Annotated in this window: 14 protein-coding genes and 2 pseudogenes; 5 read left to right on the top strand and 11 right to left on the bottom strand. The window is 44.4% G+C overall.

The genetic code is table 11. The features are described from left to right. Positions 1 to 623 precede the first annotated feature (623 nt). Positions 624 to 914, bottom strand: coding sequence for an integrase core domain-containing protein (locus ACOJUR_RS15985; protein WP_420950679.1), 291 nt, complete (start codon positions 912 to 914; stop codon positions 624 to 626). A gap of 54 nt (positions 915 to 968) precedes the next feature. Between ACOJUR_RS15985 and ACOJUR_RS15980 the strand changes: the two genes are divergently transcribed. After that, positions 969 to 2,189 (top strand): IS256 family transposase, encoded by a 1,221-nt coding sequence (locus ACOJUR_RS15980; protein ID WP_420950674.1) that lies wholly within the window; start codon positions 969 to 971, stop codon positions 2,187 to 2,189. Positions 2,190 to 2,195: 6 nt separating this feature from the next. On the opposite strand, the gene ACOJUR_RS15975 is transcribed toward ACOJUR_RS15980, so the two are convergent. From ACOJUR_RS15975 to ACOJUR_RS15945, 7 genes and pseudogenes are all read right to left on the bottom strand, one after another. After that, positions 2,196 to 2,831, bottom strand: coding sequence for an IS3 family transposase (locus ACOJUR_RS15975; protein ID WP_420950678.1), 636 nt, complete (start codon positions 2,829 to 2,831; stop codon positions 2,196 to 2,198). 47 nt (positions 2,832 to 2,878) lie between these two features. After that, entirely contained in the window at positions 2,879 to 3,211 is a 333-nt protein-coding gene (locus ACOJUR_RS15970) for a transposase (protein WP_420950677.1), read from the bottom strand. Between the two features lie 121 nt (positions 3,212 to 3,332). Then, the gene (gene ribD / locus ACOJUR_RS15965; protein ID WP_420950673.1) at positions 3,333 to 4,424 is read right to left on the bottom strand and encodes a bifunctional diaminohydroxyphosphoribosylaminopyrimidine deaminase/5-amino-6-(5-phosphoribosylamino)uracil reductase RibD; all 1,092 of its coding nucleotides are present in this window, start codon (positions 4,422 to 4,424) and stop codon (positions 3,333 to 3,335) included. 296 nt (positions 4,425 to 4,720) lie between these two features. Next, positions 4,721 to 5,783: pseudogene (locus ACOJUR_RS15960) on the bottom strand (IS3 family transposase); the annotation flags it as partial. Between the two features lie 570 nt (positions 5,784 to 6,353). Further along, positions 6,354 to 7,121: a GTP cyclohydrolase II gene (locus tag ACOJUR_RS15955; RefSeq protein ID WP_420950672.1), complete on the bottom strand. Its 768-nt coding sequence runs from the start codon at positions 7,119 to 7,121 to the stop codon at positions 6,354 to 6,356. Between the two features lie 26 nt (positions 7,122 to 7,147). Further along, positions 7,148 to 7,432, bottom strand: coding sequence for a cysteine synthase (locus ACOJUR_RS15950; RefSeq protein ID WP_420950671.1), 285 nt, complete (start codon positions 7,430 to 7,432; stop codon positions 7,148 to 7,150). Positions 7,433 to 8,648: 1,216 nt separating this feature from the next. Beyond that, positions 8,649 to 9,179 (bottom strand): annotated as a pseudogene (locus ACOJUR_RS15945) (IS3 family transposase); the annotation flags it as partial. Positions 9,180 to 9,264: 85 nt separating this feature from the next. On the opposite strand from ACOJUR_RS15945, the gene tnpA reads away from it, so the two are divergent. From tnpA to ACOJUR_RS15925, 4 genes are all read left to right on the top strand, one after another. After that, positions 9,265 to 9,609: an IS66 family insertion sequence element accessory protein TnpA gene (tnpA, locus tag ACOJUR_RS15940; protein ID WP_072875300.1), complete on the top strand. Its 345-nt coding sequence runs from the start codon at positions 9,265 to 9,267 to the stop codon at positions 9,607 to 9,609. Next, positions 9,603 to 9,965, top strand: a complete 363-nt coding sequence (gene tnpB / locus ACOJUR_RS15935) for an IS66 family insertion sequence element accessory protein TnpB (protein WP_072875299.1) — start codon at positions 9,603 to 9,605, stop codon at positions 9,963 to 9,965. Before tnpA ends, tnpB begins: the two co-directional genes overlap by 7 nt. 64 nt (positions 9,966 to 10,029) lie before the next feature. Beyond that, positions 10,030 to 11,616 carry an IS66 family transposase gene (gene tnpC, locus ACOJUR_RS15930; protein ID WP_420950675.1) on the top strand — a complete coding sequence of 529 codons (1,587 nt, stop codon included), beginning with the start codon at positions 10,030 to 10,032 and terminating at the stop codon, positions 11,614 to 11,616. A 93-nt stretch (positions 11,617 to 11,709) separates the two neighbouring features. After that, complete coding sequence (locus tag ACOJUR_RS15925) at positions 11,710 to 12,450, top strand: IS3 family transposase (protein ID WP_420950670.1); 741 nt, start codon at positions 11,710 to 11,712, stop codon at positions 12,448 to 12,450. Between the two features lie 347 nt (positions 12,451 to 12,797). On the opposite strand, the gene ACOJUR_RS15920 is transcribed toward ACOJUR_RS15925, so the two are convergent. From ACOJUR_RS15920 to ACOJUR_RS15910, 3 genes are read right to left on the bottom strand one after another with little or no spacing between them, the layout of a single operon-like run. Then, complete coding sequence (locus ACOJUR_RS15920; protein ID WP_420950669.1) at positions 12,798 to 13,811, bottom strand: TauD/TfdA family dioxygenase; 1,014 nt, start codon at positions 13,809 to 13,811, stop codon at positions 12,798 to 12,800. A 59-nt stretch (positions 13,812 to 13,870) separates the two neighbouring features. Beyond that, positions 13,871 to 15,634 carry a WD40 repeat domain-containing protein gene (locus tag ACOJUR_RS15915; protein ID WP_420950668.1) on the bottom strand — a complete coding sequence of 588 codons (1,764 nt, stop codon included), beginning with the start codon at positions 15,632 to 15,634 and terminating at the stop codon, positions 13,871 to 13,873. A 12-nt stretch (positions 15,635 to 15,646) separates the two neighbouring features. Continuing rightward, positions 15,647 to 16,429 carry a formylglycine-generating enzyme family protein gene (locus ACOJUR_RS15910; protein ID WP_420950667.1) on the bottom strand — a complete coding sequence of 261 codons (783 nt, stop codon included), beginning with the start codon at positions 16,427 to 16,429 and terminating at the stop codon, positions 15,647 to 15,649. Positions 16,430 to 16,442: the final 13 nt, after the last annotated feature.

Raw genomic sequence — 16,442 nt, 5'->3', positions numbered from 1 at the left:
CTAAAAACCCTAAAAAGACAGATGTACGGCAGAGCAAGTTTTTCATTGTTGAGGGCTCGGGTGCTAAGTAACGCATTGTGACCAATTTACTTCTTCGTGCGAAATTTGTCGATTGCTATACTGATGGACAAAACTCTTCACCAAAAACGCGAAAGAACCAGTTTACACTTGTTGATCACAATGTGTGCTTTGCATGGATATGCATGTGTTCTATACAAACGTTCTGTCACCCACGGAGCAGGAATGATCTGTGCAATAACGAACAGGCTCAATTAAAAATCTGGTAGAAATCGAAAGAGAATCGAGGGATAGACGTGGTTAAGTTGGTGCCAATGACAATTGAGAAATATGAGACGTAGTTCGAGGCTAATGTAAAGTTTTATGCCGAAGAGAAGGTGCGAGTAGGTAACGTCTCGGCTGAAGAGGCGCTTGAGGTTTCACGGCATGAGTTTGAACAGATAATGCCTGATGGATTAGACACCTTGGATACCTATCTGTTTAATGTCAAAGATGAAGACAGTGACCAAGACGTGGGCAGTTTATGGTTGAAGGTGCGTAACGAACGGTTTAACCCCTCAATATTAGAGTCTTGCTCCCTTAATCTCACTCGCTCGTAGGATTGCTTAGACCTTAACGACGAATGGCTGCACTTCGTTGTTGGCAATTGCGCGCATGAACTGTTCCGGTGACAGATCATATAAGCTACCGTGAATTCGGCGCTGGTTGTAAAACGTAATGTATTCTGTCACGGCCGCGTATGCTGCTTGGTAGTTCTCAAACTCGGCGGCAGAGAGCCGGTCGCTTTCTAACTGTGAATGAAACGACTCCATATGCGCATTCTTATTCGGCGTCTTTGGCGGAATGCGCTCATGTGTGACCCCTAGCTGTTCACAACCGTCGAGGGTGTAAAATATTTTGTGTAAACTCCCAATCCCCTAACGGGAGTAACAGATTGGGAGGGCACCAAAATGACGAAGGTTTCGAAGGAATTCATACAGCAATTCATCAAGGAGAATAACCTGAAGTCCACGGAAGACGTTCAAGCCGCACTGCGAGATTTGTTCGCTAGCACGATGCAAGGAATGCTTGAGGCCGAACTGGAGACGCATCTGGGCTACGCCAAGCATGACACGAAAAGCAAGACGACAGATAACAGTCGCAACGGGCATAGTCGCAAGACTCTTACCTCCGAATACGGTGACGTAGAGATCTCAGTCCCCAGAGACCGAAAGGGTGAATTCGAGCCTGAAATCATTAAAAAGAATCAGACCAACACCGTCGGCATCGAGGAACAGGTCATTGCCTTGTATGCACGGGGTGTCAGCACTAGAGACATTCAGGCCCATCTTCACCAATTGTACGGACTAGACGTATCGCCCACACTCATCTCCAACATCACGGACAAGCTTCTTCCGATGATTAAGGAATGGCAAAGCCGGCCACTACAGAGTGTGTATGCAGTAGTGTTTCTGGATGCCATTCACTACAAAGTAAAGCAGGAGGGCCAGGTGATAAACAAAGCTGCCTATATGGTTGTGGGCATTGACCTTGAAGGGCAAAAGGACGTGCTTGGCATCTGGATCGGCGAGAACGAGTCTGCGAAGTTTTGGCTGAACGTGCTTAACGAGCTGAAGAGCCGTGGTGTTGAAGATATCCTCATCACCTGCGTCGACAACCTGAAAGGCTTCAGTGAAGCAATTGCAGCCTGTTATCCTAAGTCCGACATTCAGAAATGCGTCGTTCACCAAATCCGTAATTCGCTCAAGTACGTGTCGTATAAGGACTACAAGCCCGTAACAGCGGCACTAAAGCCCATCTACAAAGCCAGCACTGAGGATGCAGCCCTGGAAGAACTGGATAAATTCGAGCAGACCTGGAGCAGCAAATATCCCATTGTCGTGCGGTCCTGGCGAAGCAACTGGGATGAACTCGCCACTTTCTTCCGATATCCGATGGAGATGCGCAGTTTGATTTACACAACGAATCTGATTGAAGGCTACCAAAGGCAACTTCGTAAGGTGACCAAGGGAAAGAGCATCTTCCCGACGGACGATTCCCTCACCAAGATGTTATTCCTGGCCACGATGGAGGTTACGAAACGCTGGACCATGCGAATTCAGAACTGGGGGCAGATTCTCAGTCAGTTGACGATATACTTTCCGGATCGTATAGAACAGTACGTCCGCTAAGGTCACTCAAAGGAGTTTACACAAAATTATTGACAGACCCCAACCGTCCTCAAAGACATGGCTAATGAATGGCGGTCCATTATCCGTTCGGATGACAGGTCGGTTATCGTTCTCAAACAATTGTCTCTTCCACAAAGCACGTTGTAGTATTTGTACCGCATGCTGACCTTCACAAGAGAGTCCGATGTGATAGTCAACGATAGCGCGGTCATACCCATCCATAATACTCATCAGGAAGAAGAACCGATGTTCGCCTGCAATGTAGCCATACTGAATGTCCATTTCCCAGAGCTGGTTTGAGCCAGTGACCTCTCTGTTGTTTGCCAATCGTCTTGGATGGTGAAGTCTTTTCCGGCGCTGCGGCTTTAGGATATCGAGCTCGGCACATAGGCGGTAAACCTTCTTCTTGTTCACTACCAGATTATGATGCCGTCTCAGGTAAACAGTTAGCTTCCTGTAGCCGTAGCTCGTCTCATCTCCAGCAATCGCCTCCAACAGCCACTCTTTCATCTGTTCATCACTGACAGGTTTACCGTTATTGCAGAGAGAGTAGCCAGGCTTCGGACGCCCGCCGTTGTAAACGCGTGGCTCACCCTGATGCTTAAGACGATGGTAGTAGGTCGCCTCGCTCACGCCGACCATCCGTAGCACAACAGCAACTTTATAACCCCGCTTTATCCACTTGTCGGCTATTTCAATTTTGTCCGATAAGCAGGGTTCACTTTTTTTAACATGTCACGCAGGATGGCAATCTCCAGATCCTTGTTACCCAAGATCTTCTTGAGCTTGTCGTTCTCCGTCTCAAGCTCCTTGAACTCCGACGAGGAAGGGATGTAGCTGGCAACCTTCTTTGCCTCAGGGGCTGCGGACTGCCAATCCTGATGCTTGGATTTAGACATCCAGTTATCAACCACTTTTGGGACAATACCGTGGCGGCGCGCTACCTGGGCGGCATTTCCCACCTCACGCACCTCTTTAAGAATCTGTTCTTTAAATTCCAACGTATATCGTTTCCGTTGCATCAATAAATCCCCTCCACTGATAATTCAAGCTTAGTGGACAAGGGATGAAGACTCAAATCCAATTTCGGGGCTTAAGAGACACACTCCTAGGCATAAATAAATCTCCTCTTAGACGTACGTATCAAATCCAAACGGGTGTCCCTCTTATGTATAAGTCCTCTTCACACTGTTCAATATTCATATCTACTATTCTTATTGCGGAATCTATTATGGAAATCCCCTCCCCCCCAATAATCGAATAACTATCCTTTCCCCCGATTAACTTCGGAGCCATGAAAAGGTGAATTTCGTTCACTCTTTGTTTATCAAAAAACAAAGTAGTGATGTGTTGCCCCCCCTCCACAAGAAGTCTAATTATACCTCGTGCTGCAAGGGATTTTAGTAACTTTACAAGCCACTCCTCTTCACCAAAATCAAACTGAATGGTTTGGACACCTAGACTATTAAGTTGTTGTATTTTCCTGTCCTCTACCCTTATATCAGTAACCACAAGGGTATTAGATCGCTCAGTATCTTGAATAACTTTGCTTTCAAGAGGAATCCGTAAATTTCTATCAATAACCACACGTAGCGGATTTTTCCCACCACCATGCAGTCGAGTCGTTAAGCTTGGATTGTCAGCGATTATTGTTCCTATGCCTACAAGTATTGCATCACACTTATTGCGTAACCTATGAGCTAATTCTCTAGAAGTGCTGGAAGAAATCCATTTGCTTTGACCAGAACTGCTCGCAATTTTTCCGTCAAGTGTAATTGCGGACTTTACCAAGACAAATGGTTCTTGCTTGAGAATAAACTGAGTAAACGGTTGATATAGGCGTTCGATGCGGTCTTCTAGAGTGCACATGTCTACTTGAATTCCATTTTCTCGAAGAACTTTAATTCCATCCCCCGAGACCTTAGGGTTAGGATCTACGGCACCAACTACAACGCGAGTTATGCCAGCTTCAATTATGGCATTTGCACATGGTGGTGTTTTACCAAAATGGCTACATGGTTCTAATGTAACGTAGATTGTTGCGTTGTTAACGGATTCTACCGATGACTTTAGGGCATGGATTTCAGCGTGTTCCGTTCCTGCCTTTAAGTGTGCACCGATGCCTATGACTCTGCCGTTCTTAGTTATTACAGAGCCAACAGGCGGGTTTGGTGACGTTTGTCCATCAACAGTTAGTGCTAGTTGATAAGCTAAATTCATAAAAAATTCATCCATTTGTCTTTTTCCTTCGTTTTTGCGTCTTTTGATAGGTTTTGAATTCTAAAAATCATCGAATAAAGAATTATAATACTAATGCCCATGAGAATATAGATCATTGACATTCCGACGGGTGGTATTAGTGCACCAAGTGAAATTAAAACAGCGTCAATTTGTGCTCCAGCTCGAGAATTCATGGAATTCACGATGAGATAAACACTTCTTCTTCCTTCAGGAATTAAGTCGGCCAACAATATTTGCTTAACGGGAACGTACATAAGCTGGATTGTCAACACTAAACTAGACAACTTTTTAAGATGCTCTGACTTGTAATCAACCGGAGTCAAGTAGCGGACCGTTCCATGAATTCTAATGAGATTGAACCAGTGAACGTAGTCACCTAACTTAAGCTTAAGTTGCTCCAAGTTACCAAAGTGGCAATTTCGGATCAATTTCGTTTTAAATCTCTTGAATTTTTCTTCTGTTACGGAATTGTCATAAAGGCACCCCTTCAAATTTAGTGATCGCTTTATATGAAACGCTATCAGCGCCTCGTCAATGAGCTTATTTTTGAACTCATTTCCATAGTCTGTATGAAACATCTGGATATTGTTTAAGTTCCCCCTAGCTCGATGCAATTGCCTGATGAACAAGCTGTGTATTTTTTATGCGCACCTGCACCTATAACCTACGATTTCACGATTAAAGAGATTCACTAATAAACTTACGTATTGCCACTCTCCCTCGACTCTTACATACATATATTAAGCAACTGACAAAGACGGCTAGAGCTCTTCTTGTTGAATTTTCCGATTGAGTTCATCTGCCCCCTTCGACTCTTTGCAGGAATCGATATAAGGCCTGTACTGCGCCGCTGTATATACCGAAATAGGTACAAGTTCTTTTAGGATTCTGCCGATTTTACGCCTGGATACAATCAAGTTTCTTTTCTTCAGTTCAAACTTGATTTTTCGAGTATCGTAGATGTTTAGGCTGTTGTAGAAAATCTCATGAATTGTTTCGACCAATTGGTCTTCAGGCTGCTTTTCCTGTACCTTCGTAGTAATACGTACGTACTTCTTGGGAGTGATGCTGTACATTGCTGATATCGAATATTTGTGCACAATGTTGCGAATCACATTTACTTTCGTCTTAGTCTCAGCGTAGCTTGCTTTAAAATATCGTTCTCCACAAGCAGTTATTTATTTTCCTTACATAAACGGATCAGTTCTTCCGGCTCAAACGTGAGATTATCTTTCTTCTTAACGAGCCTGATGTTTGGCTTTGCTTAATCCATTTATCCAACGCAGATGGTGTCATCTTGTATTCACGTATGATGTACTTCCTTGGTTTTCGACTCTGATAAAGTTGAACCATCACTTGAACTGCGGAGTAAATATTCTTCTTTCTTTAGTAATGGTAAACACTCCTTTATTACGATAGCTTAAGTCGACTTGACCTTAATTTCTGTCTAATAAAGTATAGCCGATTAAAGCTCTCCAAGTTTATATAAGCAGGTAAATTTTCGATTAGCCAAAACGAATTACTAAACCCCAAAACCATGTATCCGTGTGTGAACAAAATCGTCCCAACGTAAAGATTAATCTGGTTTCTTAATTTCTTAGTAGCTCGGGATATAAACGTCACAAACAAAACAACTAAGAGAGTATTAGCAGCACGGATAGGACCAAATATCTGGATACCTGTTAGTGAAAAAAGTGTATGGTAGGAATATCCTAGATTTAAAATGGTTGCAAACCAATGAAATATTTCGGGTACTCTTTCAATAACCACTCTCGAAAATTTTTAGCATAATCTAGTTTTAAGAGTTTTGTAATCCAGTAATCGTGGTCACTCTCAATATCTTCTAAACTACTACCCACAATTGCCAAACCACTCGGAATATTAATCTACTCGAAATCAATTGTAGGAGCCATCCCATTCACCTCACCGCGTTTGTATTTGCATTTTTATTTCAGGTGTGGACGCATTTGAGAGATGCCCCATTCGACAAACCTTCGTCTTTAAGTACTCCTCGTTAAATGTTGTCTCACCTCCCCAGAGTGGAATGCGTCTCTCAATGTCAATTCCGCACTTTTTTAACGCATCCAACTTTGCAGGGTTATTTGTAAGTAGTGATATCGGTTTCTTTCTCAACCAGCTAATCACGATTGCAGCTTGGTCATAACTTCTATTATCATCTGCGAACCCAAGACAAGTATTAGCATCTACTGTGTCAAACCCTGATTGCTGTAGCAGGTATGTCACACTTTTCCCCAATAAACCAATACCTCTTCCCTCTTGGTCTGCAAGATACATTAGGGCCCCAGAGCCAAATGAATAAATCTGTTTTAAGGCCGTTTTAAATTGATATCCACAATCACATCGCTGACTTCCAAAAATATCGCCTGTGTGGCAAATACTATGTAGTCGAACGAGAGTTTGCTCACTTTCTTGGAAATCTCCATATACAATAGCAGAAGAATAAGAGATGTCAGGTCTGCTTTCACGACCTAAGTCATCCAAAAATTGGTCTAGGGAGAGGTACCTGTTTCGTTCAACGTGCCCCCAAGTGTACCAAGAGAATGTAACAATATTACCGTCCAACGAGATTGGTAAAGAAACCGGGCCAACCAACACTAAGGATTTCTCCGTGTTCCAATTCAAGAAGTTGATTTTCTCAGACACAAGCTGTCGAATCTCATTGTAGGTCACAAAAATACCTCCTTAGTTTCTAGGGATTAATCAACCATTTCATTTGCATACGCCCACTCCTCTGGTGATTCTGCGTCTGGGAAAATAGTTACCACATTTGAATTTGTACCAAACCGCTTTGCTATTGCTCGAGCTGCCAATTTGTTGGCAGCTGCAAAAGTCCCAATTTTCATTACGGTCTCATTATGATATCTCTTCATTTCTCTAAGAACCTCTTCACATGAGTAAATCGAAGGTTGCGTTATTTCAACTTCACGTTCTTCAACAAAATGTTGTTTAATGCTGTAACTCAATCCACCAGTATCGGTCAACGTTTCCCTGGCTGAGAAGCTAGATTGATCCCATATGATACTTCTTTAAGCATCAACCATACTACTGAGGCGTTACACTTAAAATTTCATCGTAAAATTCGGAAATTTTCCCACCAATCCCAAAAGCATCAACCAATGCATCGATATAGTTATACCAATTTGCTCAATTCTCGCGTCCGGTTCCAGTTAAATGTGCAAGCGGGTTCGCAGCATTTTGATGTTGATATAGGAAAGTATTCTCGGGATTTTAAGTCGCCAGTTGCACTGCATGAGTAATGGCGCCAATGAACCCAAGTTTTCTACCTACGAGATCGTTATCAACATTCAGTTTCTTAAATGCTTATAACAAAATTTAGTTTGAATATCACTTAGAACAAGTTTTAGTTCAATGTCTAACTAGTTCTAGGAGCACCTTTAAGAGATTCTAAAATATTAGACATCATAGCCACGGCTACACGGTCTTTAACAGAACCTGTTAGGGTTGGTCCATTCGCATTCGGCCCAAATTGATGTATGTTCTTCATCATTGTCGATTTTAATCAATAGCGTTTTCCAAACTTTATCAGCTAATCAATTAAAAAATCCATTTTTGAATTTCTTTACTATCAAAAAGCCAATTCCAGTTTTATGATACTTCAATATCTACCACTTTTACTAAATCAGTAAAATATTTTCCGTATTAATATATAATGTATTCCTTTTTAATAACACTTGCAACCTATATTCAAAATAATTTTTAGGCTTAATGGCTTCGCACTCTCTCAGACAACCTCATTAATAGCAAGATATCTTTGAATAAATAGATGTTAGTATTGTAATTTTTATATCAAATTGACTCTTATGTATGTATTCTGAATTAAAATAAACATAGTATAATCAAGTTGAAAAATTCCCTGCCTATAAGTTCAACTTACTTCACTTAATAAAATTAAGTGAAGTAAACCGGACAAATCGCTTCGCAATGTCGTCGCAGAGGTTAGCATTTCTGCGGGCTATTAGGGAAAAACGGTATACATATTCCATCAGACTTGTGTAAACCTGATATATACGTGAGTTATAATGAACGAGGATCGGATCCCTCACAATGTAGTTCTGATTGGCATCGGTGTTTCTACAAATAACAACATTGCAAACTGGTATTAAGTCAATATAGTGGACACCTCAAAACAGAGAAATTGTAAGTTTTAATATTCTGACACGATTACTTTTGTCTCGCTTAGCTTGCCTTGACTCTCGACACTTGGAAATATCTTCTTTCGTACTCAGCCGGTGCTAGAAACCCGATAGATGAGTGTACCCGCTCCCGGTTGTACCAGACCTCAATGTATTCGAAGATCCGTCGTATGGCTTGTTCCCTGGTTTTGAAATTTTCCAGATACACGAGCTCTCGCTTGATGATGCTGTGAAACGACTCAATACACGCATTGTCAAAGCAATTACCCTTGCGGCTCATGCTACCAACCATCCCGTACTCTTGCAGCTTTTCCTGGTAGTCATGAGAGGCGTACTGGCTCCCACGGTCCGAATGATGCAGCACTGGTTCTGTTGGCCTCTGGCGTTTGCAGGCCTGCTCCAGCGCTCCGATGCACAGCTCTTTTGTCATCCGTGCATCCGCACGCCAGCCCACAATCTTGCGGCTATATAAATCCTCCAAGCTGGCCAGGTAGAGCCATCCCTCATCCGTTGGGATGTAAGTGATGTCTGCCATGTATACTTGGTTAGGACGCTCTGCTACGAACGTTTGGTTTGTGTGCGTCAAATAGCGCACACCTAGCGTTAGTCCTTCTTCTGCGAGATGATCCCCTCCAGAATCCAGTCATGGAGGGATCATCGTGACAAAAGCCGAGTTAGAAGAACTTCGCGAGCTTTGGCGCGCCCGTGTGACGGACTTTCGGGCCAGCGGGTTAACCGGAGCAGCATGGTGTGCCGCGCATCAGGTCAAGGAGCACCAGCTGAGGTATTGGGTCGGCAAGTTTAAGGCGGACACCGCCCACGACAGCCAGGGGCGCGATGATGTTGAGCCGCGTTTTATCCCGGTGCGCTTGGACGAGTTTGCGACTGAAGTGACGGACAAGCCGCTGTCCGTACGCGTAGGGCCTGCTGTGATCGAGGTCTTACCTGGTTACGACTCGGATCTGCTGCGCGATGTGGTGCGCACTCTGGCATCGCTATGCTGAACATCGACACCGCACCGGAGTTGCGCGTGTATCTGGCCTGCGGCAGCACGGACCTGCGCAAGTCCATCGACGGTTTGGCGGCCCTCGTGCAGGAGTCCTTTCAGCTGGACCCGTTTTCTCCAGCGGTATTCGCGTTTTGTAACCGGGAGCGGGACAAATTGAAGTTGTTGTACTGGGAACACAACGGCTTCTGGCTGTTTTACCGCCGCTTGGAGCGGGGACGGTTTGAATGGCCGGGCGCCAGGGACTGCAAGACCCTCCTCATCACCCGTCGGGAGCTGAACTGGCTGTTGGACGGACTGCCACTCAACCAACCAAAGGCACACCCCAAAGTTACGGCGAAAAAAGTGGTGTGAGACCGATAAACACAGAAGGATCTGTCAAGGGATTTCGGCAAGTGTGTCGAAATCGTTTTGCATGATGAACACGACGACGGAGACCCCAAACCAACTGGAAGCCCTTCAACAGCGCAACGATGCGCTGGAACAGGAAGTCGCGGAGCTGAAAAAGCAGGTCAAACTGCTGCTGGAGCAGCTTCGCCTGACCCGTCATCGGCAATTTGGGAAGTCCAGCGAACGCGTAGCGAATGACCAGATGCGCTTGGATCTGTTATTCAATGAGGCCGAGGTTGAGGCGCAGCCGGAGGCAACGGAACCCACCCTCGAGACGGTGACCTATGAGCGACGCAAGAAGCAGCCTGGCCAGCGGGATGCCATGCTGGCAGACCTTCCGGTGGAACGGGTGGAGTACCGTCTGTCGGAGGAGGAACGTCAGTGCCCGTGTTGTGGCGAGGTGATGGACGAGGCGGGTGTGGAAATCCGTCGCGAGCTCATCCACATTCCAGCACAGACAAAGGTACGTGAACACGTGCAACAACAGTACGCATGCCGGACGTGCGACAAGCATGGGACCGAAACGCCCATGGTCAAGGCACAGATGCCCAAGCCCCCGATACCGGGTAGCCTGGCATCCGCATCGATGTTGGCGTATGTGATGGACAAGAAATACGTGGACGGCTTACCGCTGTACCGGCTGGAGGAGCAGTTTGCCCGGCAGGGTCTGCAGTTGACCCGGCAGACGCTGGCGAACTGGGTGGTACTAGGCGCGACACGATGGCTCGAACGCATATACCACCAGTTGCACGAGGAATTGCGCAAGCGGCGGTATCTTCATGCGGACGAGACGACACTGCAAGTGCTGCATGAGCCAGGACGACCGGCTGAGACGACATCGTACATGTGGTTGCACCGCAGTGGTGCAGATGGACCGCCAATTGTCCTGTTCGACTATCAGGAGACCCGCTCGAAAGAGCACCCGAAGCGATTTCTCGAAGGATTCGAGGGGTACCTGCACGTGGACGGGTACAGCGGGTACAACGACCTTCCAGGGGTGAAGCTGGTCGGGTGCTGGGCACACGCCAGGCGCAAGTTTCATGAGGCACACACTGCACTGCCAGCAGAGGAGCGAAAGAAACCGACAGCGACCAGAATAGGATTAGAATACTGTAACCGGTTGTTCAAGATTGAACGCGCTCTGAAGGACGCGAGCCCAGAAGAACGTCACATAGAGCGGCAGAGGTTAAGCCGGCCGGTGCTGGACGAGTTTTTGGCATGGCTTCAGGAGCAGAACAAACAGTTGCTGCCCAAGAGCGCCTTGGGGCAGGCGGTTTCTTATTGCCTCAACCAGTGGTCTAAACTTACCACGTTCCTGGAAGACGGGCATTTGGAGTTGGACAATAACCGGAGTGAGCGGTCGATGAAGCGGTTCGTGATCGGACGAAAAAACTTCCTGTTCGCGAACACCCCACGGGGCGCGAGAGCAAGTGCCACCACGTACAGTTTGGTGGAGACGGCCAAGGAGAACGGACTGAACCCGTACCTGTACCTGGAGTACCTTTTCGAACGGCTACCGAACATCCAGACGGACGACCAGACGGCAATGAACGAGTTGCTGCCGTGGTCGGAGCGTCTGCCTGAGCGAATCCGCAGGAGACCGAAAAAAGCATAGCATATGAAGGTGCCCCGCTGGCTCCCCGGCGGGGTTTGCTTTCATATACGACTTTGCTACAGCATGAGGGGGGTAGTGCAAGGTGGGCGGGATTTGACGTTCACGATAATGAACGCCGTAGCGGGAGATGGGTTTGCCTACGGATATCTCAAGCTGACCTACGTGTTAAAACGAGAGTATCAGTTGGTTATCAACAAGAAGAAGGTATATCGACTGTGTAAAGAGCTGGGGATTCTCAAACAGCAGCGGCAAATCAAGTCCAAGTATCCACGGAGATTGGCCAGAAATCGGGACATTATGGCACCGAATCAGCTCTGGGAAGTTGACATCAAATACGGCTACGTTCACGGTGAGGACAGATTCTTTTTCGTACGGTCATACATTGATGTATTTGACCGACAGACAGCGGATTATCATATTGGGCTTCATTGTGAGGCAACAGACGCTGTGGATACGTTAAAACGAGCACTGTGGAAACGTCGACTACTCGACAAATCTGTCTTACCCGTCATCCGTTCAGATAATGGACCGCAGTTTGTCAGCCTGGCCTTTGAGTCGACATGTGAACAACTCGGTATTGAGCACGAGAGAATACCGCCACGAACACCGAATATGAACGCACACATCGAGTCTTTCCACAGGCTTCTGGAAGACGACTGTTTGTCACGGTACGAGTTCGAAAGTTATGAACAGGCATACAAAGCAGTCGTAGATTTTATGGATTATTACAACAATCGGCGGCTGCATTCAAGCCTGCATTACCTGCCACCCGCCGAGTTCAACAAGCAACACTACGAGACTGGGCTAACGCCGAAGACAAATGTGAAAGTCTGAGATTACGCTAGAAAACGGGAGCTATGTCCAAACAACGGGTGTCAATCCGATATCAGAATATTAAAACTTGGGATTTCTCCGTTCTGGAGTGTCCACTATATTGACTTAATACCAGTTTACATAAAATATTTTACATCCTCGAAGTTCTGTAGTATTACGCTCTACGCCTCATCTTGGATGACTCTAGTATATTATATTTATTCATTTCAACCCATAGAGGAACCCTGCGGGAAATAACCACTCAGTATACAGAAGGAGCCGATACTTTATCGGAGTTTTTGTCAACATTAATATCGCCCTCGTTCGAAAATATATTTCAACACCACGCTCACTTGTTCGTACTGCGTTTATGTCTCACTCAGTTGTATTGAGTTCAGTGTTGATGAAGTTAAAGTAATGGATATGGGAGCACATATGTGTTCGTGGTTCCATCTAACTTGTCGAGAGGCAAATGCATCAACTACAGTGTACAATCGTAATAACCACCTATCCCTTCCATCATATCTCGGCTCAAATGTTGTACGGGCATGTGTTGCAATACGGTTGTCAATAATGGCAAGGTCTCCTGGTTTTAGTTTGACACTAATACTGCATTCATTAAATGCTCGGTTTAATTGTTCCAGTGCCCACTGTGCTTCCTCTGTTACGCCCTTCATAGTTGCATAATCAAATAAAACTCTTGGCAATAACAGACTTTCGGTTAATACTGGTGTTCTTATACTGAGCGGTTTTCCAAAAGACGAAGGAGCTTTAAGTTCAAAAAGATTTTTTCTTAAAATGTTAATTGCATGCGGCGATATAACTTGTAACGCTTTAGATATACAAGATACACGTGTCTCTGCTGTTTCGTCATGATCATTCCTTAAACATAACAACGCAAGATGATCTGGGCGGAAAGGATGAATGGCATCTTCGGTATGATAGTCAAAAAAAACCTTGGATCCTGAGTTTTCAATACGATGTTCACAACCTTTGATAGGGTAGACATGATGAAATAATTCCCCATTCTGTTCATCTTCGTACCCAATAGGTTCTCCAATGAGAAGCATGTGCAAGAGTAATACAATTTTACTTGTCGTGATATCCGGCACTGTCCCGATTTGAGCAGTAGTCGGGGTAAGAGGTAACTGTACGTCAATTGGAAGACCACGAAGCAGTAGCATTCCATAATTGTTCGAAGAACGCTTAAAAGCAATCAGATTTGAAACCACCCTATGTGGCAACTGCAGGGATACCACTTCTATCCGGTTCAGTAATTCATCATTAACTTGTTCCATAGAGCCTACAGAATTTGATAGGTTCCTGACATGCTCCCTCTCACTTTCAGAAAGTTCAATAACAAAGCCTGGATCAACCTGCATTGACTCTTCCTCCCGTTCTCTATTTAATAATCAATCTATTCTTGCTTTTAAATAGAGAATCAAGCAAAATTCAGAATTTTTTCATCAATTTGTTTAAAGAGACGAAAATAGACCGTCGTTGCTCCTGTTTCGGAAATACTATATATGCCACCGTCCCAAGAGGCTGCTAGCACTTTCTCTCCAAGATTTCTAATAGCGCTTATTCCGTTTGGAGAGATTCTTTTTAATTGGGGTTCCTCTGAAGAAAAGGGATGCCAAATTGAGACATGTCCCCAGTAATCGCCAGCAAAAACAACATCTGAGCTATTAATTGCCACGGATTTAATCGAAAACCGATGTACGCGATGTTGATTTATAACTCTTCCAGTTTTAGTCTCAATAAAACGCGTAATTTTATCTCGACCTACGACAGCTATATATTCTCCATTTGTAGAGAAACACAGATCATTCACAATAAATGGCGTTACTACAAGCTCACAGTGTGTCCAATCGCGAAGGTCGAACACTCTGATCCGTCCATCACTCGAACCAGTGACTAGCATTTCACCGAATAAGTCTAGAGATTTAACGGCACCGTTATGTGCGCGAATAGTTTTCACTATATCCCTATCACTCAGACTAAATTCATGAATATATCCTCCGTAGGTACCAATATAAAATGCATTTTTCTCTTGAGAGTACTTTATCGTGTTTACTGGTCCGTTTGTGTTTAATGTGTTAATCAATAAATGCTCGTGAACATTAAACAAGCAAACCTGCCCCGCATGATTGCCCCATATTGCAAACTCGCCGTCTAGGGAAATGCAGGTAGCGTTGTTCAACGTTCCATACCTGTTCAAAACATCTTTCCCATTAATACGAAACACTCCATCATCCGAAGCCGTTACGATTGTTCCATTCCCACTAACAGCTATATCATTTATGGAAGGAGTCGCCAATATGTTGTCTGAAGATACACATTTTCCTGAATCAACTTCCCAAAAACAAAACGTTTTTCCGAAGCTGCTTCCAATAATGTTTTTTTCATCAGGAGTCCAAGCAAGTGAACGTTCCCATTGATAAGTCTGGTTTTCAAGTTTTCTTATCAACTTGTAGTCGTCAGTTTTCCAAATATTTATACTGTGATCATATCCGGAAGTTAAAAAATATTGACCGGAGGGAGAGAATACAATTTTCTTGACCCCACGCTCATGTGCAACTAATTCTCGTTCTAACTTTAGACTGTCAATGTTATAGAACAGTACCTTCCCATCATCGCATCCTACAGCAAATTTCCGTCTCGCCTCATCGCCACTGATACAGTCGAGGTCCATTTCCGCAGTTGACAATCTATCGATGATAGAACCTGTATCTATATCCCATTTAAAAACATTCCCATCATCAGCTACGGAAAAGACTAAGTTATCACAAACCCAAATACTGTTAACGCACTTTGAATGTTCCGAGAATTGTCTAATTATACGACCAGTTTTAACGTCCCATACAAGAATTCGATTGTCATGAATATTTGAAGCAGAGATTAGAAGTGTTCCATTCTTTGCAAAAGATATGGCTTCGACATCATCTGCATGCCCTATCAATTTATTCACTAATTTTCTTGTCTGTGTTTCATATATACTAATTGTGTAATCTGCACTGCCACAAGCAAGTAATTTCCCATCATTCGATAGAGCAAGGCAATTCACCAAATGATCATGTGAACCAATAATTTCATGGTTATTTCCATTAAAATCCCATGCTATTATTTTCCTATCATAGCCTCCAGTAAAAATATATCTCCCATCTTTAGAGACAATTACAGCGGTAATGGGACCTGTATGCATAAAATCAACCTCCTAGTTATTAGACCGCATAACTACCCTAAAACCAGTAAATCGAAATTCAGGATCTGGATGTCTTCCATGCCGACGCGCAACCCGTGCCAAGTCTCCTCCACGTGAAAAGGATCCGCCCTTTAGAATTGGATATTTTGGGCCAAGTAATTCCCACAGGTCATCTTTTATTAGTTGACCCCCTGGATGAGGTACATACTTAGAACTGACCCATTCCTCAACATTTCCTCCCATATCGTAGAGGCCAAAATATGAACGGCCTTCCCTAAAGGTACGCACAGGCGTTGTTTTCCCAATGCCTGTTTCATATACATTACAAACGTATGGATCAAACACATTTCCCCATGGATATTCGGAATTCGTACTACCTCGAGCGGCATACTCCCATTCCGCCTCTGTAGGTAAGGTTATACAGCTTCCTAGTTTTCCTGATAACCATTGGCAAAAAGATATTGCTTCCTCAAACGATACACCCCAAACAGGATGGGTTTCTCCACCACCTAATTCCAAATTCCTTAAACTCTCACTTGGGAGATGCCTCGTCTCATCACAATACTTACGAAACAAATTGTTAGTAATCGTGATGTCTGATATAGAAAATGAGTTCAACTGAATAACAGACGGTGGATATTCCTTCATTAACCAACTTTTAAAATCACCACGACACCCCGGCTTTACCAGCAGCCTTTCCTTCCAAAATTCAAAAGCTTGATCAATTTCATCCAAAGTACTGCCAACTCTTACTGACCCACCCGGGATAGGGATCCACTCAAAATCTAAATCCATTGATATCACATCC

It is taken from the genome of Alicyclobacillus tolerans, from assembly GCF_048984885.1.
GTDB classification, from domain to species: Bacteria; Bacillota; Bacilli; order Alicyclobacillales; family Alicyclobacillaceae; genus Alicyclobacillus_I; species Alicyclobacillus_I tolerans.
This window is presented reverse-complemented; position numbering and strand designations above follow the sequence as displayed.

Excerpts from the sequence above, each read along its gene's own strand:
- ACOJUR_RS15980 (WP_420950674.1), top strand. The coding sequence starts at position 969 with ATGACGAAGGTTTCGAAGGAATTCATACAGCAATTCATCAAGGAGAAT.
- ACOJUR_RS15975 (WP_420950678.1), bottom strand. The coding sequence starts at position 2,831 with ATGGTCGGCGTGAGCGAGGCGACCTACTACCATCGTCTTAAGCATCAG.
- ACOJUR_RS15970 (WP_420950677.1), bottom strand. The coding sequence starts at position 3,211 with ATGCAACGGAAACGATATACGTTGGAATTTAAAGAACAGATTCTTAAA.
- ribD (WP_420950673.1), bottom strand. The coding sequence starts at position 4,424 with ATGGATGAATTTTTTATGAATTTAGCTTATCAACTAGCACTAACTGTT.
- tnpB (WP_072875299.1), top strand. The coding sequence starts at position 9,603 with ATGCTGAACATCGACACCGCACCGGAGTTGCGCGTGTATCTGGCCTGC.
- tnpC (WP_420950675.1), top strand. The coding sequence starts at position 10,030 with ATGAACACGACGACGGAGACCCCAAACCAACTGGAAGCCCTTCAACAG.
- ACOJUR_RS15920 (WP_420950669.1), bottom strand. The coding sequence starts at position 13,811 with ATGCAGGTTGATCCAGGCTTTGTTATTGAACTTTCTGAAAGTGAGAGG.
- ACOJUR_RS15915 (WP_420950668.1), bottom strand. The coding sequence starts at position 15,634 with ATGCATACAGGTCCCATTACCGCTGTAATTGTCTCTAAAGATGGGAGA.
- ACOJUR_RS15910 (WP_420950667.1), bottom strand. The coding sequence starts at position 16,429 with ATGGATTTAGATTTTGAGTGGATCCCTATCCCGGGTGGGTCAGTAAGA.